This is a genomic window from Rhodobacter sp. 4.3.4, assembly GCF_058724655.1.
This window is the reverse complement of sequence record NZ_CM178967.1, coordinates 812,479-838,697: the sequence shown is the minus strand read 5'-3', so window position 1 is coordinate 838,697 and position 26,219 is coordinate 812,479. Positions and strand designations below refer to the sequence as shown.

29 protein-coding genes are annotated in these 26,219 nt (G+C 64.1%); 2 read left to right on the top strand and 27 right to left on the bottom strand.

The window, feature by feature from the left end; genetic code table 11:
• Positions 1–82: 82 nt before the first annotated feature.
• The 3 genes from phaR to phaC all read right to left on the bottom strand — a co-directional run bounded on the left by phaR (position 83) and on the right by phaC (position 3,198).
• Positions 83–625 carry a polyhydroxyalkanoate synthesis repressor PhaR gene (gene phaR, locus AC4PTB_RS04060; RefSeq protein ID WP_492191816.1) on the bottom strand — a complete coding sequence of 181 codons (543 nt, stop codon included), beginning with the start codon at positions 623–625 and terminating at the stop codon, positions 83–85.
• Positions 626–764: 139 nt separating this feature from the next.
• On the bottom strand, positions 765–1,211 hold the full coding sequence (locus AC4PTB_RS04055) for a Phasin (RefSeq protein WP_492191815.1): 447 nt from the start codon (positions 1,209–1,211) through the stop codon (positions 765–767).
• 193 nt (positions 1,212–1,404) lie between these two features.
• Positions 1,405–3,198 carry a class I poly(R)-hydroxyalkanoic acid synthase gene (phaC, locus tag AC4PTB_RS04050; protein ID WP_492191814.1) on the bottom strand — a complete coding sequence of 598 codons (1,794 nt, stop codon included), beginning with the start codon at positions 3,196–3,198 and terminating at the stop codon, positions 1,405–1,407.
• Positions 3,199–3,290: 92 nt separating this feature from the next.
• On the opposite strand from phaC, the gene phaZ reads away from it, so the two are divergent.
• On the top strand, positions 3,291–4,559 hold the full coding sequence (phaZ, locus tag AC4PTB_RS04045) for a polyhydroxyalkanoate depolymerase (protein WP_492191813.1): 1,269 nt from the start codon (positions 3,291–3,293) through the stop codon (positions 4,557–4,559).
• 132 nt (positions 4,560–4,691) lie between these two features.
• On the opposite strand, the gene AC4PTB_RS04040 is transcribed toward phaZ, so the two are convergent.
• The 5 genes from AC4PTB_RS04040 to AC4PTB_RS04020 form a co-directional block, all read right to left on the bottom strand.
• On the bottom strand, positions 4,692–5,249 hold the full coding sequence (locus AC4PTB_RS04040) for a F0F1 ATP synthase subunit B (RefSeq protein ID WP_492191812.1): 558 nt from the start codon (positions 5,247–5,249) through the stop codon (positions 4,692–4,694).
• A 4-nt stretch (positions 5,250–5,253) separates the two neighbouring features.
• Positions 5,254–5,814 (bottom strand): F0F1 ATP synthase subunit B', encoded by a 561-nt coding sequence (locus tag AC4PTB_RS04035; protein WP_492191811.1) that lies wholly within the window; start codon positions 5,812–5,814, stop codon positions 5,254–5,256.
• Positions 5,815–5,887: 73 nt separating this feature from the next.
• The gene (locus AC4PTB_RS04030; protein ID WP_013066486.1) at positions 5,888–6,124 is read right to left on the bottom strand and encodes a F0F1 ATP synthase subunit C; all 237 of its coding nucleotides are present in this window, start codon (positions 6,122–6,124) and stop codon (positions 5,888–5,890) included.
• 70 nt (positions 6,125–6,194) lie between these two features.
• Positions 6,195–6,971 carry a F0F1 ATP synthase subunit A gene (locus AC4PTB_RS04025; protein WP_492191810.1) on the bottom strand — a complete coding sequence of 259 codons (777 nt, stop codon included), beginning with the start codon at positions 6,969–6,971 and terminating at the stop codon, positions 6,195–6,197.
• 2 nt (positions 6,972–6,973) lie between these two features.
• On the bottom strand, positions 6,974–7,318 hold the full coding sequence (locus tag AC4PTB_RS04020; RefSeq protein ID WP_492191809.1) for an AtpZ/AtpI family protein: 345 nt from the start codon (positions 7,316–7,318) through the stop codon (positions 6,974–6,976).
• A gap of 212 nt (positions 7,319–7,530) precedes the next feature.
• Here AC4PTB_RS04020 and AC4PTB_RS04015 point away from each other — a divergent pair, with 212 nt between their 5' ends.
• A complete protein-coding gene (locus tag AC4PTB_RS04015) occupies positions 7,531–7,878 on the top strand; it encodes an ArsR/SmtB family transcription factor (protein ID WP_492191808.1) in 348 nt (115 codons plus the stop codon).
• A 174-nt stretch (positions 7,879–8,052) separates the two neighbouring features.
• Here the strand turns inward: AC4PTB_RS04015 and AC4PTB_RS04010 are convergent, their stop codons facing one another.
• From AC4PTB_RS04010 to sucC, 19 genes are all read right to left on the bottom strand, one after another.
• Positions 8,053–8,217, bottom strand: a complete 165-nt coding sequence (locus AC4PTB_RS04010; protein WP_492191807.1) for a hypothetical protein — start codon at positions 8,215–8,217, stop codon at positions 8,053–8,055.
• Positions 8,218–8,372: 155 nt separating this feature from the next.
• Positions 8,373–9,152 (bottom strand): succinate dehydrogenase iron-sulfur subunit, encoded by a 780-nt coding sequence (locus AC4PTB_RS04005; protein WP_492191806.1) that lies wholly within the window; start codon positions 9,150–9,152, stop codon positions 8,373–8,375.
• A gap of 11 nt (positions 9,153–9,163) precedes the next feature.
• Positions 9,164–10,333, bottom strand: coding sequence for a glycosyltransferase family 61 protein (locus AC4PTB_RS04000; protein WP_492191805.1), 1,170 nt, complete (start codon positions 10,331–10,333; stop codon positions 9,164–9,166).
• Complete coding sequence (locus AC4PTB_RS03995; RefSeq protein ID WP_492191804.1) at positions 10,333–10,572, bottom strand: hypothetical protein; 240 nt, start codon at positions 10,570–10,572, stop codon at positions 10,333–10,335. Before AC4PTB_RS03995 ends, AC4PTB_RS04000 begins: the two co-directional genes overlap by 1 nt.
• A gap of 64 nt (positions 10,573–10,636) precedes the next feature.
• On the bottom strand, positions 10,637–12,442 hold the full coding sequence (sdhA, locus tag AC4PTB_RS03990; protein WP_492191803.1) for a succinate dehydrogenase flavoprotein subunit: 1,806 nt from the start codon (positions 12,440–12,442) through the stop codon (positions 10,637–10,639).
• 16 nt (positions 12,443–12,458) lie between these two features.
• Positions 12,459–12,860, bottom strand: a complete 402-nt coding sequence (sdhD, locus tag AC4PTB_RS03985) for a succinate dehydrogenase, hydrophobic membrane anchor protein (protein WP_444462824.1) — start codon at positions 12,858–12,860, stop codon at positions 12,459–12,461.
• Positions 12,861–12,870: 10 nt separating this feature from the next.
• Positions 12,871–13,269: a succinate dehydrogenase, cytochrome b556 subunit gene (gene sdhC, locus AC4PTB_RS03980; protein ID WP_492191802.1), complete on the bottom strand. Its 399-nt coding sequence runs from the start codon at positions 13,267–13,269 to the stop codon at positions 12,871–12,873.
• Positions 13,270–13,600: 331 nt separating this feature from the next.
• Complete coding sequence (locus AC4PTB_RS03975; RefSeq protein WP_492191801.1) at positions 13,601–14,638, bottom strand: MaoC family dehydratase; 1,038 nt, start codon at positions 14,636–14,638, stop codon at positions 13,601–13,603.
• A gap of 1 nt (position 14,639) precedes the next feature.
• A complete protein-coding gene (locus AC4PTB_RS03970; protein ID WP_492191800.1) occupies positions 14,640–14,843 on the bottom strand; it encodes a DUF1737 domain-containing protein in 204 nt (67 codons plus the stop codon).
• Positions 14,840–15,406 carry an NnrU family protein gene (locus AC4PTB_RS03965; protein WP_492191799.1) on the bottom strand — a complete coding sequence of 189 codons (567 nt, stop codon included), beginning with the start codon at positions 15,404–15,406 and terminating at the stop codon, positions 14,840–14,842. The genes AC4PTB_RS03970 and AC4PTB_RS03965 overlap by 4 nt, the downstream gene beginning before the upstream one ends.
• A gap of 10 nt (positions 15,407–15,416) precedes the next feature.
• Positions 15,417–16,283, bottom strand: coding sequence for an HpcH/HpaI aldolase/citrate lyase family protein (locus AC4PTB_RS03960; protein WP_492191798.1), 867 nt, complete (start codon positions 16,281–16,283; stop codon positions 15,417–15,419).
• 134 nt (positions 16,284–16,417) lie between these two features.
• Positions 16,418–17,806, bottom strand: coding sequence for a dihydrolipoyl dehydrogenase (gene lpdA / locus AC4PTB_RS03955; RefSeq protein ID WP_492191797.1), 1,389 nt, complete (start codon positions 17,804–17,806; stop codon positions 16,418–16,420).
• Position 17,807: 1 nt separating this feature from the next.
• On the bottom strand, positions 17,808–18,464 hold the full coding sequence (locus AC4PTB_RS03950; RefSeq protein WP_492191796.1) for a hypothetical protein: 657 nt from the start codon (positions 18,462–18,464) through the stop codon (positions 17,808–17,810).
• A complete protein-coding gene (gene odhB, locus AC4PTB_RS03945) occupies positions 18,464–20,014 on the bottom strand; it encodes a 2-oxoglutarate dehydrogenase complex dihydrolipoyllysine-residue succinyltransferase (RefSeq protein ID WP_492191795.1) in 1,551 nt (516 codons plus the stop codon). Before odhB ends, AC4PTB_RS03950 begins: the two co-directional genes overlap by 1 nt.
• Position 20,015: 1 nt before the next feature.
• On the bottom strand, positions 20,016–22,988 hold the full coding sequence (locus AC4PTB_RS03940) for a 2-oxoglutarate dehydrogenase E1 component (protein ID WP_492191794.1): 2,973 nt from the start codon (positions 22,986–22,988) through the stop codon (positions 20,016–20,018).
• A 237-nt stretch (positions 22,989–23,225) separates the two neighbouring features.
• Positions 23,226–23,600 carry a hypothetical protein gene (locus AC4PTB_RS03935; RefSeq protein WP_492191793.1) on the bottom strand — a complete coding sequence of 125 codons (375 nt, stop codon included), beginning with the start codon at positions 23,598–23,600 and terminating at the stop codon, positions 23,226–23,228.
• Between the two features lie 17 nt (positions 23,601–23,617).
• A complete protein-coding gene (locus tag AC4PTB_RS03930) occupies positions 23,618–23,932 on the bottom strand; it encodes a hypothetical protein (RefSeq protein ID WP_492191792.1) in 315 nt (104 codons plus the stop codon).
• Between the two features lie 113 nt (positions 23,933–24,045).
• Positions 24,046–24,930, bottom strand: a complete 885-nt coding sequence (sucD, locus tag AC4PTB_RS03925; RefSeq protein ID WP_023914735.1) for a succinate--CoA ligase subunit alpha — start codon at positions 24,928–24,930, stop codon at positions 24,046–24,048.
• 4 nt (positions 24,931–24,934) lie between these two features.
• Positions 24,935–26,128 carry an ADP-forming succinate--CoA ligase subunit beta gene (gene sucC / locus AC4PTB_RS03920; protein ID WP_492191791.1) on the bottom strand — a complete coding sequence of 398 codons (1,194 nt, stop codon included), beginning with the start codon at positions 26,126–26,128 and terminating at the stop codon, positions 24,935–24,937.
• Between the last annotated feature and the right edge of the window lie 91 nt (positions 26,129–26,219).

Here is a 26,219-nt window from a genome sequence, read left to right as displayed (position 1 = left end):
AAAACGGCCAGAGATCCGGGCCGGGGGTCTCGGGGGCATGCCCCCGAGCGGGGGGTCCGGGGGGCAGCGCCCCCCGGCCTGCTTACAATTTCGACAGCTTCGACTGCAATTCGGCGAGCTGCTTCTTGATCGCGTCAAGCTCGTCGCGCCCGCCCGCGCCCTCGCCGCCCGCTTCGGGCGTGGTGCCGACCGTCGCGCCCCAACCCGCCATCAGCGTCTTCAGAAACGCCTCCTGCTGGCGTTGCAGCGCCTCGAAGCCGGGCACCGGCGGGAAGGTGGCGAAATTCTCCATCATCTTCGACTGGCCCTCGCGCAGCATCTCGAAGCTCGCGGCCAGGAATTGCGGCACCACCGATTGCGCCTGCGTCGTGTAGCTGCGCACCAGATCGGTCAGCACATCCACCGGCAGCACATTCTCGCCCCGGCTTTCATGTTCCGCAATGATCTGCAGCAGATATTGCCGCGTCAGGTCGTCGCCCGATTTCAGATCGACGATCTGCACCTCGCGCCCCTGCCGGATGAAGGAGGCGATATCCTCAAGCGTGACGTAATCGCTCGTCTCGGTGTTATAAAGCCGCCGGCTCGCATAGCGCTTGATCAGCAAGGGTTTCGCCTCTTCGGCCATGGTCTCTCCTCCCGGTGGGTCTTATCGGCGCCGCAGCAATGTTTAGGCTGCGCCGCGGCAAAAGCAACAAAAGAAAAGGGCGCACCGAAGTGCGCCCACGGTCAACCCGGCAGGGAGGAGGGAGCCGGGCCGATCCGGTTCACTTCGCCGCGACGGTCTTTTTCGCGGCGGCGGTGACGTCATCGGTCGCCTTTTTCACGGCGGCAGTGGTTTCCTCGGTCAATTCCTTGCCCGCGGCCAACATCAGCTCGACCGTGTCCATCTGCACCTTCTTCGCCACTTCGGCAAAGGCGGCCAGGTTTTCGGTGGCCATCTCGACCGAGGCCGAGGCGAAATCGCTCATCACCTTGGCGTAATCGGCCGGTTCGGCTTTCGAGGCGGTCAGCGCGCCGACCTTGGCCAGCGAGTCCTTGGCCCATTTCGCCGAGATGTCAGTCGATTTCTCCGCCGCGTCGAGCGCGACCTTGGCCATCTTTTCGGTCAGCACGGTCTGCGCCTTGAACGCATCCTGCATCTTCGACATGTCCATCGGCATCGAGGCCATCATGTCCTGCATCATCTTGGTGAAGTCCTGGGTCTTGGCCATTTCAGTCGCTCCGGTCAGAGGGCCCATCGAGGCGGCGGGGCCCGTTCGCTTGACTCAGATATAAATGCTGCGGTGCAGCATTGCAAGCAAAATTTTCTGCATCGCAGCGCGATATTCGCGCCTGGGTTGATCTGCGTCATGGCAAATCAGCTTGGGCCAAAGGGGGCCGAGGCCCCCTTTCCGGTTCGTTGCGCTAAAGCGGCACAACTTCCGCGACATAGGTTCCGGGCGCCGGGGCAAGCGGCGGATGCGCCGCATCGCCCGGGGCCCGCGCGGGGACCTTTTTGCCGGACTGCCCCGCCAGCCAGTCGCCCCAGCGCGGCCACCAGCTGCCCTTGGTATAGCTTGCCGCCGCCTTCCAGGCCTGCGGGTCCGCAATCGGCGCCGCGGAGGTGTAGTGACCGTATTTGTCCTTTGTCGGCGGGTTGACGATGCCGGCGATATGGCCCGATTCCGACAGGATGAAGGTCTTGTCGCGCGATCCCATCTGCGCCACGCCGTTGAAGCTGGCGATCCAGGGCGCGATGTGATCGGTCTCGCAAGCGATGGCGCAAAGCGGCACCTTGACCCCCGAGACATGCAGCCGCTCCCCCATCAGCTCGAACCCGTCCCGGGTGAAGGCATCGGCCTGGCAAAGCCCGCGCAGATATTCGATCGCCATCTTGCCCGGCAGGTTGGTGCTGTCGCCGTTCCAATAGAGCAGATCGAAAGCGGGCGGCGATTCCCCCATCATGTAGCTGCGGATCGCGGGCTGATAGATCAGGTCATTCGCCCGCAGATAGGAAAAGGTCCGCGTCATGTAATAGCTCGACAGCACGCCATCCGTCCGCACCTGCCGCTCGATCCCGTCGACGAAATCATCCTGCAGGAAGGGGGTGAATTCGCCCTGATCGGAAAAGTCGGTCAGCGTGGTGAAGAAGGTCGCCGACTTGATCGAGCGGTCCTTGCGCTGATCGAGCAGCGACAGGACCAGGCTCAGCGTCGTGCCCGCGATGCAATAGCCGACCGCGTTCACCTGCTTTTCGCCGGTGATCGCCTTCACCTCCTCGATCGCCGCCAGATAGCCGTCGCGGATGTAATCCTCCATCCCCACATCGGCATAGGACCGGTCCGGGTTCTTCCAGCTGACAACAAACAGCGTGAAGCCCTGATCGACGATCCAGCGGATCAGGCTGTTTTGCGGTTTCAGGTCCAGGATGTAGAACTTGTTGATCCAGGGCGGAAAGATGATCAGCGGGGTCTTGTGCACCTCGGGGGTGGTGGGCTCGTACTGGATCAGCTCCATCAGCCGGTTGCGCCAGACCACCTGCCCCTTCGCCGTGCCGATGTTGTGGCCGACACGGAAGGCGTTCTTGTCGGACAGCGTGATCACCAGATCGCCGTGGTTCGCCTCGATGTCGCGCACCAGGTTCTCCAGCCCGCGCACCAGGCTTTCGCCCTCGGTCGCCACCGCCTTTTCCAACGCATCCGGGTTCGTCGCCAGAAAATTCGTCGGCGCCATCATGTCGATGATCTGTTTGGAAAACATCTCCAGCCGTCGGCGGTCGACCGGATCGAGCCCCTCGATCTTCGAGAGCGCCTCCTCGATCGAGCCCGAGGCGATCAGATATTGCTGCTTGATGAAATTGAAATAGGGGTGGCTGTCCCAAAGCGGGTTGGAAAAGCGGCGATCCTTTGGCCCGGGATCGGCGGGCGGCTTGAAGGTGCCCTGGGCAAAGGCATGGGTGGCGTCGATGTAATGCGTCATCGCCTGCGCCCAATAGCTGACCTGCGCCTCGAAGATCTTCGCCGGATTCGCCGTCATCTCGCGCAAAAGCGCGGTCGAGGAGGTGACGTAAAGATCAAGCCCCGGCCCCTCCAGAGCCGGATTCACCGCGCGCCTTTGCGCGAAAGCTTCAACCATGCGCTGTGTAAGGGCTTCAATACGCGCCAGATTGTCCCGCATTTGCTGCGATGCAGCAGATTCGACCTTTTCAGGCGTTGTCATAACGAATTTTCCTCCCTATCCTTTTATCTTGAAACATAACGTCCGCTTGCAACGGAACAAGCGACGATTGTGCGGTTTCCCGAGGAGTGCCGATGAAGGGCATGATGAACTACGACCTGATGGAAACCATCAGGAACACCAATGAATGGATGGGGGCTTCGGCCCGTGCCATGGCCTCCTATCCGGTCTGGGGGCTGACGCCGCATCCGATGTTCAAGCTGATGTCCGCCTGGGGCCGGGTGACCGAGCGCAGCTTCGCGCGCATGGTGATCAAGCCCGACTGGGGCATCCGCTCGATCCCCGCCGCCGATGGCCGGGACCATCTGATCGAGATCGAGACGCTGATCGACAAGCCCTTCGGCGCGCTCATCCACTTCAAGGTCCAGGGCCGGGCGCCGATGCCGCGGCGCATCCTGCTGGTGGCGCCGATGTCGGGCCATTATGCGACGCTCCTGCGCTCCACCGTAGCCAGTCTTCTGCCCGATGCCGACGTTTACGTGACCGATTGGCACAATGCGCGTGACATTCCGGTCAGCGCGGGCAAGTTCGACATCGAGGATTACACGCTCTACCTGGTCGATTTCATGCGTGCGCTGGGGCCTGACATCAACGTGATCGCGGTCTGCCAGCCGGCGCCGCTGACGCTGGCCGCGACCGCCTATCTGGCCGAGCAAGAACCCGAGGCGCAACCGCGCACGTTGACGCTGATCGGCGGGCCGATCGACCCGGATGCCGCCGCAACCGAGGTGACCGATTTCGGCCGCCGCGTCACCATGGGGCAGCTCGAGCATATGGTGATCCAGCGCGTCGGCTTCAAATACAAGGGCGCCGGGCGGCTGGTCTATCCGGGGCTGATGCAGCTGGCCTCGTTCATCTCGATGAACATGGAAAAGCACACCAAGGCGTTCACCGACAAGATCGTGATGGAGGCGAAGGGCGAAGGCTCGGAACACGACCATCACAACATCTTCTACGATGAATATCTCGCGGTGATGGACATGACCGCGGAATTTTATCTGTCCACGGTCGAGCGGATCTTCAAGGGGCTGGAAATCGCGCAGAACCGCTTCGAGGTCGACGGCAAGCGCGTCGATATCGGCAAGATCACCCGCGTCGCGGTGAAGACGGTCGAAGGCGCGAATGACGACATTTCCGCCCCCGGGCAATGCGTGGCGGCGCTGCGGCTTCTGACCGGCCTGCCCGAGGAGAAGAAGGCGCAGCATCTGGAACCCGGTGCGGGCCATTACGGCATCTTCGCGGGCTCGTCCTGGCGCAACAACATCCGGCCGCTGGTGCTGAATTTCATCGATGCCAATGCGGGGACGCCGAAAGCGAGCGTGACCGCGATCCGCGCCGTCTGACCCCCCTGCCCCGACTTTCGAACGCGCGCCCCCGGGCGCGCGTTTTCTTTTGCCCCGCCCCCCGCACCGTGCCGGGGCCAAAATAAAAACCCGGCCGAGGGGCCGGGTTTTCGATCAGATCTGGGACCAGGCTCAGTTCAGCCGGGTTTCCACTTCCGTGATCGCCGCGTCGATCATGCCCGACTTGTCGGCAGCCGACATCTGGTTCGCCAGAACCTCGGCGGCAGCGGCAACGGCCACCTGCACGGCGCGATCCTTGACGTCCTTGAGCGCAGCGGCTTCCGCCGAGGCGATCCGGTCTTCGGCCCCCTTCAGGCGGCGCGCGATGGCCTCCTTCAGATCGGCCTTGGCCTGATCGGCCGCCAGTTGCGCGTCGCGCTTGGCCGCGGCGACGATGTCGTCGGCCTGACCCTGCACTTCGCGCGCCTTGCGCTCGTAGCTCGCCAGGATCTTCTGCGCTTCGTCGCGCAGCGCCTTGGCCTCGTCCAGATCCGCCTTGATGCCCTCGGCACGCTTGTCGAGCATGCCCAGCAACATCGAGGGAACCTTGAACTTGATCAGCACGCCGATGAAGATCAGGAACGCGACGAGGATCACGAAATGCGCGTTGCGCAGCGAAACGAACGGGCCCTCGGATGCGAAAGCCGGGTTCGCCGCCAGAGCAACAAGCAGGAACGTCAGTTTCTTCATCGCCTTACCCCTTCACCCGCTGGCCCACGGCCGCATTGAGCGCGCCCATGTCGGCCTTGCCGCCCAACGCCGTGACGATCGCCGTGGCGGTATCGGTGGCGACGATCTGCACCGCCTCCAGCGCCCCGGCGCGGATCTCGGCGATCTTCACCTCGGATTGCGCGACGCGGGCCGCGATATCCGCATCGGCTTTCGCCGTGGCGGCATCGAGGTCCTTTTGGATCAGCGCACGGGTCTCGGCGATGATCTTTTGCGCCTGCGCCCGGGCATCGGCCAGCGCCTTGGCATAGGCCGCTTCCGCGTCCTTGGCCTTCAGCTTATACTGTTCCGCCGCCTCGAGATCGCCGGCGATGGTGCCCGCACGATCGGCCAGAATCCCCGCGATGCGCGGAATGGCGATGTTCTTGAGCAGCCAGTAGATGGCGCCCAGAGCCAACAGCAGCCAGAAGATCTGGTTCGGGAAGGTCGAGAAGTCGAGTTGCGGCATCCCGCCCTTTTCCGCAGCCTCGGCAGCGTGTCCGGCGACAGCAGCAGCGGCCTCGACCGCGTGTGTTTCGTTTGCCATGTCGTCCCCCTGGACCCTTCAGTTACCGGGTGGGTGCGAACACCCACCCGACCGCAAGGTTTCTCAGCAGGGATCAGACGGCGAACATCAGCAGAAGCGCGACGAGGAACGAGAAGATCCCCAGCGCTTCGGCGAACGCGATACCGATGAACATGGTGGCGGTTTGCGAAGCGGCCGCCGACGGGTTGCGCAGCGCACCCGAGATGAAGTTGCCGACAACGTGGCCCACACCGACGGCGGCGCCGCCCATGCCGGTGCACGCAAGACCAGCACCGATGTAGGCACCCATTTGAACGATATCGCCTTCCATGATGGACACTCCTTGAGGTTGGAATTGGCTGAATTGAGGTTGTGACGGGGACCTGCCTGCGGTCCGGGCCTCAGTGGCCCGGATGCAGCGCGTCTTTCAGATAGACGCAGGTCAGGATGGTGAAGACATAGGCCTGCACGAAGGCCACGAGGATTTCGAGCGCATACATCCCGACGATCGCCAGCACCGACAGCGGCGTCACGATCACGCCGACGAAGGAGAACAGGATCAGCGGCGCGAAGGCGGCAAACACCTCGATCACGGCGTGGCCGGCCATCATGTTGCCCGCAAGCCGGATGGAGTGGCTGACCGGGCGCACGAAGTAGGAGATCACCTCGATCACCGCGAGGATCGGGCGCAGCGGCAGCGGCGCGGCCGAAACCCAGAACAGGTTCAGGAAGTGGGCGCCGTGCTTCATGAAGCCCAGCGCGGTCACGCCGATGAACACGCCCATCGCCATCACGCCGGTCACCGCGATATGCGAGGTGGGGGTGAAGGCCATCGGGATCAGCCCGAGGAAGTTCGAGAACAGGATGAACAGGAACAGCGTGAAGATATAGGGGAAGTAGACCAGCGCATCCTTGCCCGCGACATCCTCGACCATCTTGTGGATGAAGCCGTAGGTCAACTCGGCCAGCGACTGGATGCGGCCCGGCACGATGGCGCGGCGCAGCGTGCCCACGACCATCAGAAGCGCGATCATCACGACGCCGATCGCCATCCACAGGGTCGCGTTCGTCGGCACGAAAAACTCGAACCAACGGATCGCCTCGCCGTCGAACATCGAGTGAATCTTGAACGGTTCCATCGGGTGGAACACAAGGCCGGTGCCAGCTTCTTCTGCCACGACTATTTCCCCTCTTTGCCAGCTGCGGCCGCAGCTGCCTGTGCCTTTGTCAAGTCCGCGGCCGAGCGAAGCATCACCTTCACCCCCGCCGCGAGACCGAGGAAGACGAAGATCAGCATCAGGAAGGGTTGCGTGCCGAAAACGGCATCCAGCCCGTATCCGATGCCGAAGCCGATCCCCAGCCCCGAAACCAGTTCGATGACCATCCGCCAGGCCATGTCGGCCATGCGCAAATTGCCATCCGCTGCGCGCTTGGGCGCCTCCTCGGTCTTCTTCAGTTGCGAAAGCCGTTTCTCAAGCGCCGCCAGACGCTCGGGATCGGGCTCTCCGCCAACTTCCTCCGACATGGATGCTCCCCGCAGGTTGAGGCCGTGTGTAACGGCGCAAGCCCGATGAGTCAACGCCGTTGACAGAGTCTTTCCACGATTGCAAGTCCTTGTTTTTGCTTTCGTTTGCGCAATCAACCGCGGCGGACGGGCGGGGGTTTCGCGGGTGCCGGACCAAAGTCATATTCAACCGATCGGTTGACGTTTTGCCGCAGGATGCGCAAGGTGGCGGCATGGACCCTTCCGCTTCCGCCCGCCTTGACGCCATTTTCGCCGCTTTGGCCGACCCGACGCGGCGGGCGATCCTGACCATGCTGCTCGAAGACGACATGGCGGTGACCGATGTGGCGGCGCCCTTTGCGATGTCGCTTGCAGCGATCTCGAAACATCTGGCGATCCTCGCCGAGGCGGGTCTGATCAGCCAGGAAAAGCGCGGTCGGGTGAAATGGTGCAAGCTTGAACCGACGGCGATGGCGGGGGCGATCACCTGGATTGAAAGCTTCGGCACGCTGGAGCCGCTCGATCTGGAGGCTTTCGAGCGGTTTCTGGAACTCGAGCTGCGCGCGGCGGAAGCCGAGTAAGGGGCGCTGCCCCCTCTGGCCTTCGGCAATCCCCCCCCCGGCCAATTGCGACCAGGCGAAGCACGCAGTTTTTCCTGGCGCAAATACGCCGGGGGTCCGGGGGCAGCGCCCCCGGCCTTGCCGCAAAGAAAAACCCCCGCCGAACGGCAGGGGCGCTTTTGCGGTTGGTCCGGGTCAGGCCGCGTAATATTCGAACATCTGTTCGAGCTCGGTCTCTTCGACCAGATCCGCCCTGCCCCGGGCCGGGGTGTAATAGGCGTAGGCCTCGGCCAGAATCCTCAACGCTTCGGCGGCTTTTTCCTGCTCGGATTTCTTCCGGAAGGTGACGATCTTCGACATGGCGTGCTCCTGTGGCCGGGCGGTCTGCCCTGCGACAAACTATCCCATGCCCGCCGCGCCCGACAGCGCAAATGCTGCAATTGCGATATGCATTTTCTGCAACGCAGCAAAAAGGCCCCGGCACAGCCGGGGCCTGGTGTCGCACCAAAGCCGGATCAGACGTGCCGGCTGACCATCAGCCGCTTGATCTCGGCGATCGCCTTGGCCGGGTTCAGCCCCTTCGGGCAGGTCTTGGCGCAGTTCATGATCGTGTGGCAGCGGTAAAGCTTGAACGGGTCTTCCAGCGCATCCAGACGCTCGGCCGTGGCTTCGTCGCGGCTGTCGATGATCCAGCGATAGGCATGCAGCAGCGCCGCCGGGCCCAGGTAGCGGTCCGAGTTCCACCAGTAGCTCGGGCAGGAGGTCGAGCAGGAGGCGCACATCACGCATTCATAAAGACCGTCGAGCTTCTTGCGGTCCTCGATCGATTGCAGCCATTCCTTTTCGGGCTTGTTCGTCGTCGTCTGCAGGAAGGGCATGATCGAGGCATGCTGCGCATAGAAATGCGTCAGATCCGGCACCAGATCCTTGACCACCGGCATATGCGGCAGCGGATAGATCCGCACATCGCCCTTGATCTCGTCGAGCCCGTAGATGCAAGCGAGCGTGTTGATGCCGTCGATGTTCATCGCGCACGACCCGCAGATCCCCTCACGGCAGGAGCGGCGGAAGGTCAGCGTCGGGTCGATCTCGTTCTTGATCTTCAGAAGCGCATCGAGAACCATCGGCCCGCAGCGGTCCATGTCGAGGAAATAGGTGTCCACCCGCGGATTTTCGCCGGTATCCGGGTCCCAGCGGTAGATCTTGAACTTGCGCACGTTTTTGGCGCCCTCGGGCCGCGGCCAGGTCTTGCCGACGCGGATCTTGGAGTTTTTCGGAAGCGTGAACTGAACCATTGGGCGTCCTTTCAGTGCGAAGCGGACCGGGCCGGGGGCGGCTCGGCCAAGTCGAGAAGCTCATCGGGGGTGGAAATCTGCTCGATGAGATGGATGAGATTGGGCAGCGCCTGGGCGACCGGAACGGCCTGGGCCAGAAGCCAGCGCAGCGCATCCGTCAGCACGGCCTGACGCCAGGCCTCGTGGTCCCAGTGCCGGGCCAGCGGCACGCCCAGATCGGCGAAGGCGGCAAAAAGCGCGGGCAGATCGTAGAAGGCCGCGTAAAGATGGCGCAATTCGCGCGGGGTGACATGTTCGGGGCCTTTGAACGTGCCCGAAACGGTCAGCTGACCGGCGACGACATCATGCGCGTGCAGGCTGCGGCAGCGCGGCGTCAGCACCGCCCTCCAGGCATTCGGCCCGGTGCGGCGGCGCAGGATGTGGATGTCCTGATCGAGGCGCCCCAGCAGCTGGCGGCCATGCAGCGCCGAGCCCTCGGCAAAGACCAGCGCCTCGGCCTGGGCATAGGCCTGCATCTGCGCCCGGATCGGAAGGGTTCCGGGGTCGATCACCCTCACGCCCAGCTGCGCCAGCAGCCCGGCCAGATAGGACTCGCCCAGATGGCCGCCACGGCCCGTCGCCACAAGCCCGGCCCGGCTGACATAGACGAGCGGCAGGCGCGGTTGCAGATCAAGCCCATGCCGGGCGGGCAGCGTGTCAAGCAGATCAAGATAGGCCGGATCGGGGGCCGTGCCGCCCAGCATCTCGCCCTGGGCACAGACGCGCAATTCGGGGGCAAGGCTCGGCTCGGTGACGAAGCGGGCGCGGCGCGGCGGCATCGTCAGCCAGTCGAACACCTGATGCACCCAGGGCGCCAGCGCCTCGGGCGCGGTGCCGGTGGGCAGGGTGAACAGCACCACATCCGTATCGCGCTGACTGACGGCGGGCAAAAGCCGGGTGATGTGCTCGGCCACCAGATGGCCGAATTCATGGCTGAGGTATCCGCCCCAAAGCGCCGGGCGGCGGAACTGCCGCACCGGCTTGCGCAGCGGCGGCGCGCTGTCAGTGGGACGGCCGGAATGGCAAAACCGCGCCGCGGTCTGGCGCTCGAACTCGGGCCAGACCGGACCGCCCAGCGGCACATGGCCCCGGATCCGGGTGACCGGCATCACGGGGACATCGCGGAAGCACAGAAGCTCCATCATCCCCTCCCCCGCGGCACGGCGTAATAGGGGCGGCTCGGCCCCTGCCCCGCGCGGGCGCGGACGCAGCGGTCATAGGCCGCGCCGGGATCGCCGCCGCCGCTGCCCATGGTGAAGGTCAGCTTCACGCCGCTTTCGAATGCGCCGCCCGAGGTGACGCCCATCCGGCCTTCGCCGGAGAGGGGCGCTTTCGGGGCGACGCTTTCGGCGCAAAGCGTCTCGGCTTCGGGCAGGGCCATGGGGCCGCAACCGGCAAGGACAAGCCCCGCCGCCGCGATCCCATATGCCCAGCCCCGCGCCATCTCAGAAGGTCCGCGCTTTCGGCGCGATCTTCGCCAGGCTGATGCCGCCTTCCGCTTCGGTGGTCAGCGGTTCGGTGATCACCGGGCGATAGCTCAGGTCAACCTTGTTGCCGTCCACCCGCATGATCGAGTGCTTGCGCCAGTTCACGTCGTCGCGCGTCGCATGGTCTTCCGAGGCATGGGCGCCGCGGCTTTCCTTGCGGGCTTCGGCGCCGACGATGGTGGCCAGCGCGTTCGGCATCAGGTTGGTCAGTTCCAGCGTTTCCATCAGGTCGCTGTTCCAGATCAGCGAGCGGTCGGTGACCTTCAGATCGGCAACCTTGGCCGCGATCTCGGTCATCTTCGCCTTGCCTTCGGCCAGGGTCTTGTCGGTACGGAAGACCGCCGCATCGGCCTGCATCGTGCGCTGCATTTCAAGCCGCAGATCCGCCGTGGGCGTGCCGCCCTTGGCATGGCGCAGCCCGTCGAACCGGGCAAAGCACTTGTCGACCGAGGCCTGGTTATAGGCCGCCGGACGCGCCTTCGGATCGACGATTTCCCCCGCCCGGATCGCCGCGGCCCGGCCAAAGACCACAAGGTCAATCAGCGAGTTCGAGCCAAGGCGGTTCGCCCCGTGAACGCTGGCGCAACCGGCCTCGCCCACGGCCATCAGGCCCGGAACGACGGCGTTCGGATTGTCGGCGGTCGGGTTCAGCGCCTCGCCCCAGTAGTTCGTGGGAATGCCGCCCATGTTGTAATGGACGGTGGGCAGAACCGGGATCGGCTCCTTCGTCACGTCAACGCCGGCAAAGATCTTCGCCGATTCCGAGATGCCCGGCAGACGTTCGGCCAGCGCCTCTTTCGGCAGGTGCGACAGGTTCAGGTGGATGTGGTCTTTATGTTCGCCCACACCGCGGCCTTCGCGGATTTCCAGCGTCATGCAGCGCGAAACATAGTCGCGCGGCGCCAGATCCTTGTAATGCGGCGCATAGCGTTCCATGAAGCGCTCGCCCTGGCTGTTCGTCAGATAGCCGCCCTCGCCGCGCGCGCCTTCGGTGATCAGGCAGCCCGAGCCATAGATGCCGGTCGGGTGGAACTGCACGAATTCCATGTCCTGCAGCGCGAGACCCGCCCGCGCCACCATGCCGCCGCCGTCGCCGGTGCAGGTATGCGCCGAGGTCGCCGAGAAATAGGCGCGGCCGTAACCGCCCGTCGCCAGAACGGTCATCTTCGCGTTGAAGACGTGGAAGGTGCCATCATCCAGCTTCCAGCAGACGACGCCCTGACAGACGCCATCCTCGGACATGATCAGATCGAGCGCGAAATATTCGATGAAGAATTCCGCGTTGTTCTTCAGAGACTGGCCATAGAGCGTGTGCAGGATGGCGTGGCCGGTGCGGTCGGCGGCGGCGCAGGTGCGCTGCACCGGCGGGCCGTCGCCGAATTCGGTGGTGTGACCGCCGAAGGGGCGCTGATAGATCTTGCCCGCCTCGGTGCGGGAAAACGGCACGCCGTAATGTTCCAGCTCATAGACCGCGGCAGGCGCGGAACGGGCCAGATATTCCATCGCATCGGTGTCGCCCAGCCAGTCCGAGCCCTTGACGGTGTCGAACATGTGCCATTGCCAGCTGTCCGGGCCCATGTTGCCAAGGGACGCCGCGATGCCGCCCTGTGCCGCGACGGTGTGCGAGCGGGTCGGGAAGACCTTGGTCACGCAGGCGGTGCGCAGCCCCTGTTCGGCCATGCCCAGCGTTGCCCGCAGGCCCGCGCCACCGGCACCGACCACCACCACGTCATAGTTGTGGGTTTCGTAAGTATAGGAAGCCATTGTCCGGTTGCCCCTGTCAGTTCGTGATCTGTTGCGCCGCGGCGGTCAGGAAGGTCATCTTCGCCAGCGCGTAAAGCACGATCGCAGAGATCAGCCACGACAGCGAATAGACGAAGATCACCAGCCCCTTGCGCAGGCTGCCCTGGGTGTAGTCTTCCAGCATCACCTGCGCGCCCTTGGCGAAATGGCGCATGCCGACGATGGTGACCAGCGCGGTCAGGATCGCCGGGAAGGGCCGCGAGAAATGCGCGATGACTTCTTCCTGCGTGCCGCCGATGGCGGAGCCGAAGACGAAGATGAAGGCGGGCACCAGAAAGGCCAGCGCCACCGAGGACATCGTCATCCACCAGAAATGTTCGGTGCCGGACCCCGAGGCCCCCTTGCCGACGGCGCGTTTGCGATCGGTCAGATAGCGCATGGTGGCCTCCTCAGAAAATCGCCAGAATGATGAGCGTCAAAAGCGTCAGCACGACCGAGCCGATGATCGCCCCCCAGCCGAGTTTCTCGGCGGTTTCGATATCCAGCCCGCGGCCGGTGTCCCACAGCAGGTGCCGCAGCCCGGTCAGATAGTGATACCACATCGCCCAGGCCATGCCCGCGAAGATCAGCCAGCCCAGCCAGGAGGTGACGATCCAGTTCACGAAGCCGAAATAGCCGGGGCTGGAGACCGCGGCGATCAGCCACCAGGCGCCAAGCAGGAAGCCCGCAATCAGCGCGTTGCCGGTGATCCGGGTCAGGATCGAGCTCATCGACGTCATCTGCGGACGGTAATACGGGCCGATCATGAAGGGGGAAAGGGGTCGCTCGACCCGTTTCGGTTCAGCCATTTGGGGTCCCTCACTCGCTGGGCCGTCTGCGCGGGCCAGAGAATGGAGGCAGACGGGTTGGCCGGAATTGTGCGACCTGAATAGGCGGTCACGGCGGCCAAGTCACGCATTCAGATCAAAATTCGCCTTCGCAGTTGCAAAAAAACGGCGGAAATTTCGCTTTGTGATTACAAAAACCGGCGCCGGGCAAATGTCGTCCGGTAACATCGGGATGCCGCTTTTCGTCCGGGCAAGGCGGCCTGCGGCCCTTCAGCGCAAAGGCAAAGGGCGGAAACCGCAGCCCGGTTTCCGCCCTCCTTTGTCCGACTCACCCCCCGCGGCGGATTTGCGATCACAAAGGCATCAGCGCCCAGTAATCGAGATCCAGAAGCACCTCGGGCAGATATTTCCCGTCCGCGCCCTTCAGCGCAAAGGGCGCCGCGCCCTGTTTCACCGCGACCAGCCGCAGCCGGATCGCGCCGACGCCCGGCGCCACGGTTTCGGCCTTGTCCAGAACCTCGGACCAGGCCTTGACGGTATCGCCCGCGAAACAGGGATTGGCATGGGTGCCACCGTTCAGCGCCACGATCATCTGCGCATTCGCAAGGCCATTGAACGACAGCGCGCGCGCCATCGAAATGACATGGCCGCCATAGATCAGCCGCTTGCCATCCTCGCGGAAGGTGGCGTCGAAATGCACCTTGGCCGTGTTCTGCCACAGCCGCGTGGCCAGCATGTGCTCGGCCTCCTCGATCGTCACACCGTCCACATGATCGATCTTTTCGCCGATCTCGTAATCGGCCAGCCGATGCGGTTCGCCCGCAAGGGTGAAGTCGTAATCGTCAAAGCTCAGCCCCTCGGGGATCACCAGATCTTCGACCGGAACGACCTTGCGCAGCTCGGGCAGCACCGGCGCCGGCGCCGGGCTGGCGGCATCGCGCTTGCGCACCATCACCCAGCGGACATACTCCAGCACGACCTCGTCATTCTGGTTGACGCCTTGCGTGCGGACATAGACATTGCCCGACTTGCCGTTCGAATTCTCCTTGACCCCGATCACCTCCGAGACCGAGCGCAATGTATCCCCCGGATAGACCGGCAAGAGCCAGCGCCCCTCGGCATAGCCCAGGTTGGCCACCGCATTGAGCGAGATATCGGGAACGGTCTTGCCGAAGACGGTGTGAAAGGCCAGCAGATCATCCAGCGGCGAGCCATCCAGCCCGCAAGCGGCGGCGAAGACATCGCTGGAATACAGCGCATGCCGGGCCGGATAAAGCGCGTGGTAAAGCGCCCGCTCCCCCTCGGCCACGGTGCGGGGCACGGCATGGTCGATCACCTGCCCCACCGCGTAATCCTCGAAGAAACGGCCCGGATTCGTCTTCGTCGCCATCTTACTGCTCTCCCAGTTTCAGATCGGGGTGGTACTCCCCCGGCACGTCCTTCACCACCGCCTGCGCGCAGCGCATCACCCCGCGCGCCGCGTCGAAGCCATAGGCGGGGCTGCCGTGCAGCTCCCAGCCCTTCGCCAGCGCCATCGACACCTTGTGGCAGAAGGCCGAGGTGTCATCCTCGGTCAGGAGCCGGTAGAGCTTCATGGATAGGTCCCCAGAAACAGGCTGTGACCCAGGATCAGCCCGTGCAGCCAGACGATGAGGCCATAGATCGCCAGCGTGCCGAGGAGGTTCTTCAGATCGCCCTTGAGCGAGCCGGGTTTCGGCCGCTTCCAGGGACCGGCGCGGTTGATCATCACCATCTCGGCCACGGCCCAGATGCCCAGCGTGCCAAACAGGATCACCGAGACATAATCGCCGTTCACCAGCAGATGCGAGACCGCCCACAAAAGCATGCCGGTCAGCATCGGATGGCGCATCTTGTCGATCAGGATCGAGCGCGATCCGCCGACGCCGAACAGATAGATCGCAACCAGCATCAGCAGGTTGTTCAGATGGCCAATCCCCGGCAAGGGCGTGTAAAGGTTGTCCTCGGGCGTCACTTCGACCGAGCGGTAACCGATCACCATCAACGCGGTGCCGGTCAGGATCAGCGCCGCAACGATCGCCTTGATCTGCGGCATCAGCATCAGATGCCGCTGCGGCGCCAGGCGCTTGAAGGAATGGGGCAGCACCCAAAGCAGGATGCCGAGGATCATCAGGGACATGGCTTGCCTCTCAACTTGCGAGTGCGGCAATCGCCTCCGCTTTCGCAAGGACCTGCCGCGCCGTCACGATATGCAGGTTTTCGACAATCTTTCCATCCACAACCGCAACCCCCTGGCCCGCGGCTTGCGCCGCGTCAAAGGCGGCGATCTGGCGCCGGGCCAGGTCGATCTCGGCTTCAGAGGGCGCAAAGGCGGCATTGGCGATTTCCAGCTGGGCCGGGTGGATCAGCGTCTTGCCGTCAAAGCCCATGTCGCGGCCCTGATCGCATTCGGCGCGCAGGCCGTCGTCATCCTTGAAGGCATTGTAGACGCCGTCGACGATGATCTTGCCAAAGGCCTTGGCGGCCAACAGGCACAGGCCCAGCCCCGTTTGCAGCGGCAGACGGTCGGCGCGGAAGCGGCATTGCAGTTCCTTGGCCAGATCGTTGGTGCCCATCACCATGCCTTCGAGCCGCGGATGCGCCGCGATATCGGCGGCGTTCAGCATGCCGAGCGCAGTTTCCATCATCGCCCAAAGCGGCACGGCGGGGATCAGGTTCGCCACCGCATCAAGGTCGGATTTGGTCGAGACCTTGGGGATCAGCACGGCATCGATCTTCACGCCATCCTTCAGCGCCGCCGCCATCGCCAGCGCATCGTCGCGGCCCCAGTCGCTGTCCAGCCCGTTGATCCGCACGATCCGCATCCGCGCGCCGAAATCGGCCTCGCGCAGCGCCTTGATCAGAATGGCGCGGGCATTGACCTTTTCCTCGACCGCCACCGCGTCTTCCAGATCGAAGATGATCGCGTCGCAGGCAAGACCCGTCGCCTTTTCCAGCGCCCGCTCCTTGGAGCCGGGGATGTAAAGCACCGAACGGGTGGGGCGGGCAGCGGTCATGATTCTCTCCTCGCAACAATCTTGCGCGATGAAGCACAAGCCGGACAGATTCAGCAAGCCCAGATTTGCCGCGGTGCAGAGAATTGCGCCGCCGGTCCGAAAGCGGCCCCGGCCGAAGCCGGGGCCGGTCGGTCTCAGGCGTGGATCGCACCGTCGCCACAGGCCAGCGCCGCTTCGCGCACCGCCTCCGAATAGGTCGGATGGGCATGGCAGGTCAGCGCCAGATCCTGCGCCGAGGCGCCGAATTCCATCGCCACGCAGATCTCGTGGATCATGTCGCCCGCCGAGGGGCCGATGATATGGGCGCCCAGAATCCGGTCCGTCGCCGCATCGGCCAGGATCTTCACGAAGCCCTCGGCCTGGAACACGGCTTTCGCCCGGCCATTGCCCATGAAGGAGAATTTGCCGACCTTGTAGGCCCGGCCTTCCTGTTTCAGCGCATCCTCGGTCTTGCCGACGCAGGCCACCTCGGGCGTGGTGTAGATCACCCCGGGGATGACATCGTAATTCACATGGCCATGCTTGCCCGCGATCACCTCGGCCACCGCCATCCCCTCGTCCTCGGCCTTGTGGGCGAGCATCGGGCCGATGATCGCATCGCCGATCGCATAGAGGCCGGGCACATTCGTTGCCCAGTGGCTGTCGGTCTTCACCTGCCCGCGCGGCAGCATCTCGACGCCCAGCGCCTCGAGGCCCAGCCCCTTGGTGAAGGGCTTGCGGCCGGTGGCGACCAGCACCACCTCGGCCTCGATCGCATGGGCGCTTTCGTCCTTGCGCAGGGTGTAGCGCACGGTGTTCTTGCCCTTGGCCTTGTCGACGCCCTGCACCGCGGCACCCAGCACGAATTTCAGCCCCTGACGGGTCAGGATGCGCTGCAGCCCCTTGGCCACCTCGGCATCCATGCCGGGCGTGATCGCATCGAGATATTCGACCACCGTCACCTCGGCGCCCAGCCGCGCATAGACCGAGCCAAGCTCCAGCCCGATCACGCCCGCACCGATCACCACCATCGATTTCGGCACCTTGGGAAGCGACAGCGCCCCGGTAGAGGTCACCACCGTCTGCTCGTCGATCTCGATGCCGGGCAGGCCCGAAGATTCCGAGCCGGTGGCAATGACGATGTTCTTCGCCGTATGGACCTCGTCGCCGACCTTCACCTGACCCGGCGCCGGGATCGAGCCCCAGCCGCGCAGGTAAGTGACCTTGTTTTTCTTGAACAAAAACTCGATGCCCTTGGTGTTGCCGTCGATCACGTCCTGTTTGTAGGACTGCATCTTCGCCCAGTCGACCTTCACCTTGGCGCCCATCAGGCCCATCTTCTCGAAGTTCTCGTGCACTTCATGCAGCTCATGCGTGGCATGCAGCAGCGCCTTGGACGGGATGCAGCCCACATTCAGGCAGGTGCCGCCCAAGCTGCCCCGCCCCTCGACGCAGGCGGTCTTCAGCCCCAGTTGCGCGCAGCGGATGGCGCAGACATAGCCGCCCGGGCCGCCGCCGATGATGATGACGTCGAATTCTGCCATTTCAGGCTCCCGTAGTTTCGGTGCCAGAATCCTTGTCCTGGCCAGTTTTGTTTCTTGATGGTTCTGCGGATGCGCTGTCCGATGACGAAAATTCGTATTCGTCAAGGACTGCGTCTAGAGCCTCCAAGCCCCCGATTGCTGAGAGCTTGACGAGGTAGGACAGAAATCCGGCTGAACACCCAATAATGCCGATCTGCCATTTGCTATGCAGGCTTTGTTCGGAACCCGCTACTTGCTCGCTTGACAGGCCGTAGGCGAGTCCCGCGCCAGCGAGTACCATATACAAAGTTCCAATTAAGCCCGAAGCTAAATCATAACGCGAGTTTCCATCTCTAAGAAGTTCGATCAGCATTGGGTTCCCGATCTTCCCAACTCTGAATGCTCGGCGAGTTCTTGCAAGTTCACCAAATTTTTCCCGTTCACCGAGCGAGCCCAGCATAGTTGCGACTGCTCCCAGAATTAGCGAGAGCATCACCCAGAGAACCAAGAAAGGAAGGTTCTCAGCCTCGACCACCGAATTACCGGTGGCCCTTAAGCTCAGAGAGGCAGGTAACAACTGAGCGCGAGAGAAGCTCTCCAGAACAAGCACACCATAACCGAAGCGGCTAAGTGTGCTTGTCCAGTTCCTTGTTGCGTCGATGGCGGACGCAAAAACCATTACAGATCCATCAGCAGGCGGCGCGGATCTTCCAGCGCCTCTTTCACCCGGACAAGGAAGGTCACCGCGCCCTTGCCGTCGACGATGCGGTGGTCGTAGCTCAGCGCCAGATACATCATCGGGCGGATCACGATCTGGCCGTTCACCACCACCGGGCGGTCCTGGATCTTGTGCATGCCAAGGATGCCCGATTGCGGCGGGTTCAGGATCGGCGAGGACATCAGCGAGCCATAGACGCCGCCGTTCGAGATCGTGAAGCTGCCGCCCTGCATCTCCTGCATCGTCAGCTTGCCGTCGCGGCCGCGCTTGCCCAGTTCGGCGATCTCGCGCTCGATATGGGCGAAGCCCTTTTGATCCGCGTCACGCAGCACCGGCACCACAAGGCCCGAGGGCGTGCCCACCGCCACGCCCATATGGACGTAGTTCTTGTAGATGATGTCGCCGCCGTCGATCTCGGCGTTCACCTCGGGGATTTCCTTCAGCGCATGGCAGCAGGCCTTCACGAAGAAGCCCATGAAGCCGAGCTTGACCCCGTGTTTCTTCTCGAACTGGTCCTTGTAGACATTGCGCAGGTCCATCACGCCCGACATGTCCACCTCGTTATAGGTGGTCAGCATCGCGGCGGTGTTCTGCGCGTCTTTCAGGCGGCGGGCGATGGTGGCGCGCAGGCGGGTCATCTTCACCCGTTCCTCGCGCGCGGCATCCTCGGCCGGGACCGGGGCGCGCGGCACGGTGGCGGGCGGCGGCGCGATCGAGACCTGCGCCGTCGCGACCGGCGCGGGCGCAACAGGGGCCGGGGCCGCGGCGGCGGCAGAAGCCGCGGCCACGTCTTCCTTCATGATCCGGCCATCGCGGCCGGTACCGGTGACCTGATCGGGGCTGAGCCCCGCCTCCGCCATCGCCTTTTTCGCCGCAGGCGCATGTTCGACATCCTTCGCGGGCGCCGCCGCCGGGGCGGGCGCGGCAGCCGCCGCAGCAGCCGGGGCCGGAGCCGCGGCAGAGCCCGCCGACAGGATCGCCAGACGCCCGCCCGCGGCGACCGAAGCGCCTTCGGGGGCGAGGATCTCGCTCAAGACACCCGCCGCCGGGGCCGGAACCTCGACCGAGACCTTGTCGGTTTCGAGCTCGCACAGGATCTCGTCCTGCGCGACAGCATCGCCCGGCTTCTTGAACCAGGTGGAAACGGTGGCTTCGGCAACGCTTTCGCCCAGCGCGGGGACCATGACATCCGTCATCTTGACCTCTTGAACAGTCGGCGCGGCGTGTTGAGGGGCTGCCGGGCCTTCGGATTTGGGTTGCGCGGGCGGCATCGCGCCCGCGGACAAAAGCACGGCCAGCAGGGCGTTCACCGCCACCGTCTCGCCTTCCTTGGCGACGATCTCGCTCAGCACCCCCGCCGAGGGGGCGCGGACTTCGACCGTCACCTTGTCTGTTTCAAGCTCGCAAAGCATCGCATCGGTCACGACCATCTCGCCCGGTTTCACGAACCAGGTGGCGACAGTGGCTTCCGAGACGCTTTCCCCAAGCCCGGGAACGCGGATCTCGGTCATCTCAGCCCTCCAGCGCGTCGTGGACGAGCGCGTCCTGCTCGGCCTTGTGGCGGGACGCCAGACCCGTGGCAGGCGAGGCCGAGGCGGTCCGGCCCGCGTAACGCGCCCGGCCATGTTTCGCCCCGATCTTCGAGAGCACCCATTCCAGGTTCGGCTCGATGAAGCTCCAGGCGCCCTGGTTCTTCGGCTCTTCCTGACACCAGATGATCTGCGCCTCCTTGAAGCGGCCCAGTTCCGTCACCAGCGAATGCGCCGGGAAGGGGTAAAGCTGCTCGATACGCAGGATGTAGACATCCTCAAGCCCGCGCTTGTCGCGTTCGGCCAAGAGATCATAGTAGACCTTGCCGGTGCAGAGCACGACGCGCCGGATCTCGGCATCGGGTTTCGTCGTCATCTCCGAATTGCCGTGATGCTGCGCATCGGCATCATCCCACATCACCCGGCGGAAGAACGAGCCGGTGGTGAATTCCTCGGCCGTCGAGGTGCACAGCGGATGGCGCAGCAGCGATTTCGGCGTCATCAGGATCAAGGGCTTGCGGAAGTTGCGGTGGATCTGCCGACGCAGGATGTGGAAGTAGTTCGCCGGCGTCGAGCAGTTGGCGACGATCCAGTTATCCTCGGCGCTCAGTTGCAGATAGCGTTCCAGCCGGGCCGAGGAATGTTCCGGCCCCTGCCCCTCAAACCCATGCGGCAGCAGGCAGACCAGCCCCGACATCCGCAGCCATTTCCGCTCGCCCGAGTTGATGAACTGGTCGAACATGATCTGCGCGCCATTGGCGAAATCGCCGAACTGCGCCTCCCAAAGCGTCAGGCTGTTCGGCTCCGCCAGCGAATAGCCATATTCGAAACCAAGCACGGCATATTCCGACAGCATGCTGTCGATGACCTCGTATTTCGCCTGACCGGGTTTGATGTGGTTGAGCGGATAATAGCGTTCCTCGGTCGATTGGTCGATCAGCCCGGAATGGCGCTGGCTGAAGGTGCCGCGGGTGCAGTCCTGACCGGCCAGACGCACCGGGAAGCCCTCGGCCAGAAGCGAGCCGAAAGCCAGCGCCTCGGCCGTGGCCCAGTCAAAGCCCTTGCCACTTTCGAACATCGCCTTTTTCGCCTCGAGCTGGCGGGCGACGGTCTTGTGGATGTCGAAATCCTCGGGGTAGCTGGTCAGCGCGCGGCCCACCTCGGCCATCAGCTCGGGCGAGATCGGGGTCACGCCCGCGTCGTAATCACTGCTTTGCCGGTCAAGGTGCTTCCAGCGGCCATCCAGCCAGTCCGCCTTGTTCGGGCGGAACTGCTTGCCCGCCTCGTATTCCTCGTTCAGCTTCGCCTGAAAGGCGGCTTTCATGTCCTCGATCTCGCCTTCAGGGATCAGCCCGTCGGCGACCAGACGTTCGGTGTAAAGCTGCAGCGTGGTCTTGTGGCCCTTGATGTTCTTGTACATCGCCGGGTTGGTGAACATCGGCTCGTCGCCTTCGTTGTGACCGAAGCGGCGATAGCAGAAGATGTCGATGACCACGTCCTTGTGGAATTTCTGCCGGAACTCCGTCGCCACTTTCGCGGCATGCACGACGGCCTCGGGATCGTCGCCGTTGACGTGGAAGATCGGCGCCTCCACCATCAGCGCGATATCGGTCGGATAGGGCGAGGTGCGGCTGAAATGCGGCGCCGTGGTGAAGCCGATCTGGTTGTTCACGACGATATGGATGCAGCCGCCGGTGCGGTGCCCCTTGATGCCGGACAGCTGCAGACATTCCGCCACGATCCCCTGCCCCGCAAAGGCCGCATCGCCATGCAGCAGCACCGACAGAACCTGGGTGCGGTCCTCGTCATTGGCCTGATCCTGCTTGGCGCGGACCTTACCCAGAACGACCGGGTTCACCGCTTCCAGGTGGCTCGGGTTCGCGGTCAGCGACAGGTGGACGGTGTGGCCGTCAAACGAGCGGTCCGAGGAGGCGCCAAGGTGATATTTCACGTCGCCCGAGCCATCCACGTCTTCGGGCTTGTAGGAGCCGCCCTGAAATTCGTGGAAGATCGCGCGATAGGGTTTCGCCATCACCGTGGCCAGAATGTTCAGCCGGCCGCGGTGCGGCATGCCGATGACCACTTCCTTGAGGCCAAGCGCGCCGCCGCGCTTGATGATCTGTTCCATCGCCGGGATCAGCGCCTCGGCCCCGTCAAGGCCGAAGCGCTTGGTGCCGGTGTATTTCACATGCAGGAATTTCTCGAAGCCCTCGGCCTCGACCAGCTTGTTCAGGATGGCGCGGCGGCCTTCGCGGGTGAACTGGATTTCCTTGCCATAGCCCTCGATCCGTTCCTTCAGCCAGGCGGCTTCCTCGGGGTTCGAAATATGCATGTATTGCAGCGCGAAGGTGCCGCAATAGGTGCGCTTGAGCACGTCGAGGATCTGCCGCATCGAGGCGACCTGCAGGCCCAGCACGTTGTCGATGAAGATCATCCGGTCCATGTCGGCTTCGGTGAAGCCATAGGAGCGCGGGTCAAGTTCCGGGTGCGACTCCTCGCCCGAACGCATGCCAAGCGGGTCAAGGTCCGCGATCAGATGGCCCCGGATCCGGTAGGCGCGAATGATCATCAGCGCGCGGATGCTGTCCAGCACGGCGCGCTTGATCGCCTCGTCCGAGACCTGCACCCCCGCGGCCTTGACGGCGGCGGCAATCTTCTCGGCCGCGGCCTTGTTTTCCTTGGGTGCGACGGGCATCGGCCATTCGCCGGTCATCGCCGCGGTCAGATCGTCGCTGGGCGTCGGCGGCCAGTCGGCGCGGGCCCAGCTCGGCCCATGCGCCGAGCGCTTGGCGTCAAGTTCGGTGTCGCCAAGGCTTTCGAAGAAAGAGGCCCAGTTCGGATCGACCGAGGTCGGATCGGCGGCATAACGGGCGTAAAGCTGTTCGACATAATCCGCGTTCGCCCCTTGCAGGAAGGACGAAGCGTGGAACTGGTCGTTCGGTGTGTGGTCGTTCATGGGGTGATCCTTGCGAGATCGGCTGCGGGACGGCCAGGGGCCGGAGGGAACGGGGCCCGGCGCGCCGGTGACGCGCCGGGGCGGATCAGGCGCGGAGGGGACGCGCGCTCGACACGGGGGCGGACCACGGCCGCAGCGCGAGCGCCACGGCGAAGGCCGCGGCAGGCGGCCGGGGGAGGATCGGACCGAGCGTGAGGGGACGCATCGACTTTCCTTTCATCTCAGGGCTTTGGAGGCCTATTTGCAGGCCACCACCAGCGCTTTCATGCCGGGGACGCGGTCGCCGGGATCGGTGACATGCGAGGTTTTCAGGCTTTTGCCATAGTGGCGGCACAGCCGCTCCGGCGCGGCGGCCACCGCCTCCTTGTTGGCGGCGAACAGATCGAAATAGATGTAAGAGCGCGTCGCATCGCCCGAGATCGCGGCAACGGCATCGCTGTTGATGCCGGTCATCCGCGCGAAATCGGCCTTGGCCCGGTTGTCGACCGGGATCGGCGGCGCCAGCGCGGGGGCGGCGGAACCGGCGACGGGAAGCGTGGGCGCGCTCTCCATGCAGGCGGAGAGCGACAGCGTCAGAAGGGCGGCCAGAACGGCGGATGCGGAGCGGGACATGCTTTGCCTCGGATAGGTCAGCGGCGGTAGGGGGTTGCAGTGCCGGGCAATCCGGCGGCTTCGGAACAGGCGATCTGATAGCGGCCGCCTGCGTTTTCCGGCCCGCAGGGCGCTGCGGTGCCGTCAAGGATGGTGCCGTTCGTGCGCGCGGAATTGGCCAGCGCATAGCCGGTCGCCCCGGTCGGCGTCATGCCGACGGGAACTTTTTGCGTCGTCACGATCGGAGTGGTGGTGATCGGGCCCGGCGGCGGCGGAGCGACCGGCGCCGGATCGGTGCAGCCTGCAAGCGCCAGCGCGAGGGCGATCCCCCCCGTCGTCCGTGAAAGCTTCATGCGACCCTCCCGTCTGGCCTGCGGCCACGCGTTGCCCTTGTTACACCCGGCGGCCCGACACCCCCGGAGCAAAGATGGGACCGCGGCCTCCTCTGCCGCGGCCCCGAAGGGCCTCAGCCCTTGATCGCTTTCAGCACGGCTTCGCCCAGATGGGCGGGGCTGTCCGCCACCACGATACCCGCGCGTTTCATCGCTTCGATCTTGCTTTCCGCATCGCCCTTGCCGCCCGAGACGATGGCGCCAGCATGGCCCATGCGACGCCCGGGGGGGGCGGTGCGACCGGCGATGAAGCCCGCGGTCGGCTTCCAGCGGCCCTTTTTCTTTTCCGCCATCAGGAATTCGGCGGCTTCTTCCTCGGCCGAGCCGCCGATTTCGCCGATCATGATGATCGAGGTGGTTTCCGGGTCAGCAAGGAACATTTCCAGCACGTCGATATGTTCGGTGCCCTTGATCGGATCGCCGCCGATGCCCACGGCCGAGGATTGGCCCAGACCGACATCGGTCGTCTGTTTCACCGCCTCATAGGTCAGCGTACCCGAGCGCGACACGACGCCGACCGAGCCGCGCTTGAAGATCGAGCCCGGCATGATGCCGATCTTGCAGGCGTCGGGCGTCATCACGCCGGGGCAGTTCGGCCCGATCAGGCGCGATTTGCTGTCAATGAGCGCGCGTTTCACCCGCATCATGTCCAGAACCGGGATACCCTCGGTGATGCAGACGATCAGCTCCATCTCGGCGTCGATCGCTTCAAGGATGCTGTCCGCGGCAAAGGGCGGCGGCACATAGATCGCCGTCGCATGGGCGCCGGTGACATGTTTCGCCTCATGGACCGAGTTGAAGACCGGCAGGCCCAGATGTTCGGTGCCGCCCTTGCCCGGGGTCACGCCGCCGACCATTTTCGTGCCGTAAGCGATGGCTTGTTCCGAGTGGAAAGTGCCCTGCGAGCCGGTGAAGCCCTGGCAGATGACCTTGGTGTGTTCGTTGACGAGGACTGCCATCTTCTTAGCCTTTCACCGCTGCCACGATCTTCTTCGCGCCGTCGGCCAGATCATCCGCGGCAATCACATTCAGCCCCGACTTGGCGATGATATCCTTGCCAAGTTCGACATTCGTGCCCTCAAGCCGCACCACCAGCGGCACCTTCAGGCCGACTTCCTTCACCGCCGCCAACACGCCTTCCGCGATGATGTCGCAGCGCATGATGCCGCCGAAGATGTTGACCAGAATGCCCTTCACCTTCGGGTCCGAGGTGATGATCTTGAAGGCCTCGGTCACTTTCTCTTTCGACGCGCCGCCGCCGACATCGAGGAAGTTGGCCGGTTCGGCGCCATAAAGCTTGATGATGTCCATCGTCGCCATCGCCAGACCCGCGCCGTTTACCATGCAGCCGATCTCGCCATCCAGCGCGATGTAGTTCAGGTCGAACCGCGAGGCTTCCAGTTCCTTCGGGTCTTCCTCGGTCACGTCGCGCAGGTCCATCACCTCGGGCTGGCGATACAGCGCGTTGTTGTCAAAGCCGAGCTTCGCATCCAGAACCTTGAGCTGCCCCTCGGTGGTGACGATCAGCGGGTTGATCTCCAGCATCTCCATGTCCTTCTCGAGGAAGGCCTTGTAGAGCTTCTTGATCAGGCCGACGCATTGCTTGACCTGATTGCCTTCAAGGCCAAGCGCAAAGGCGATGCGGCGGCCGTGGAAATCGCTCAGCCCCGTCGCCGGATCGACCGAGAAGGAGAGGATCTTTTCCGGCGTGTGGGCAGCCACTTCCTCGATGTCCATGCCGCCCTCGGTCGAGCAGACAAAGCTCACGCGCGAGGATTTGCGGTCAATGAGCAGCGCCAGATACAGCTCGCGCGCGATGTCCGAGCCTTCCTCGATATAGATGCGGTTCACCTGTTTGCCGGCCGGGCCGGTCTGGTGGGTGACAAGGGTGCGGCCCAGCATCTGCCGCGCCAGCGTTTCGGCCTCGGCCACGGAGCGGGCCAGACGCACGCCGCCCTTTTCGCCCGCTTCGGGCTCGACAAAATGGCCCTTGCCGCGGCCCCCGGCGTGGATCTGCGCCTTGACCACCCAAAGCGGGCCGTCAAGCTCGCTGGCGGCTGCCTTGACCTCGTCTGCCTTGAGCACGATGCGGCCGTTCGAGACCGGGCAGCCGTAGCTCTTGAGCAACTGCTTGGCCTGGTATTCGTGGATATTCATGGCATTGATCCCATGCTGATGTGTTTGCGATGGTTTGGCATATTCCGCCCCGGCCACAAACCCAAAACTGCGGGTTTCGCGGGCGCCGGGG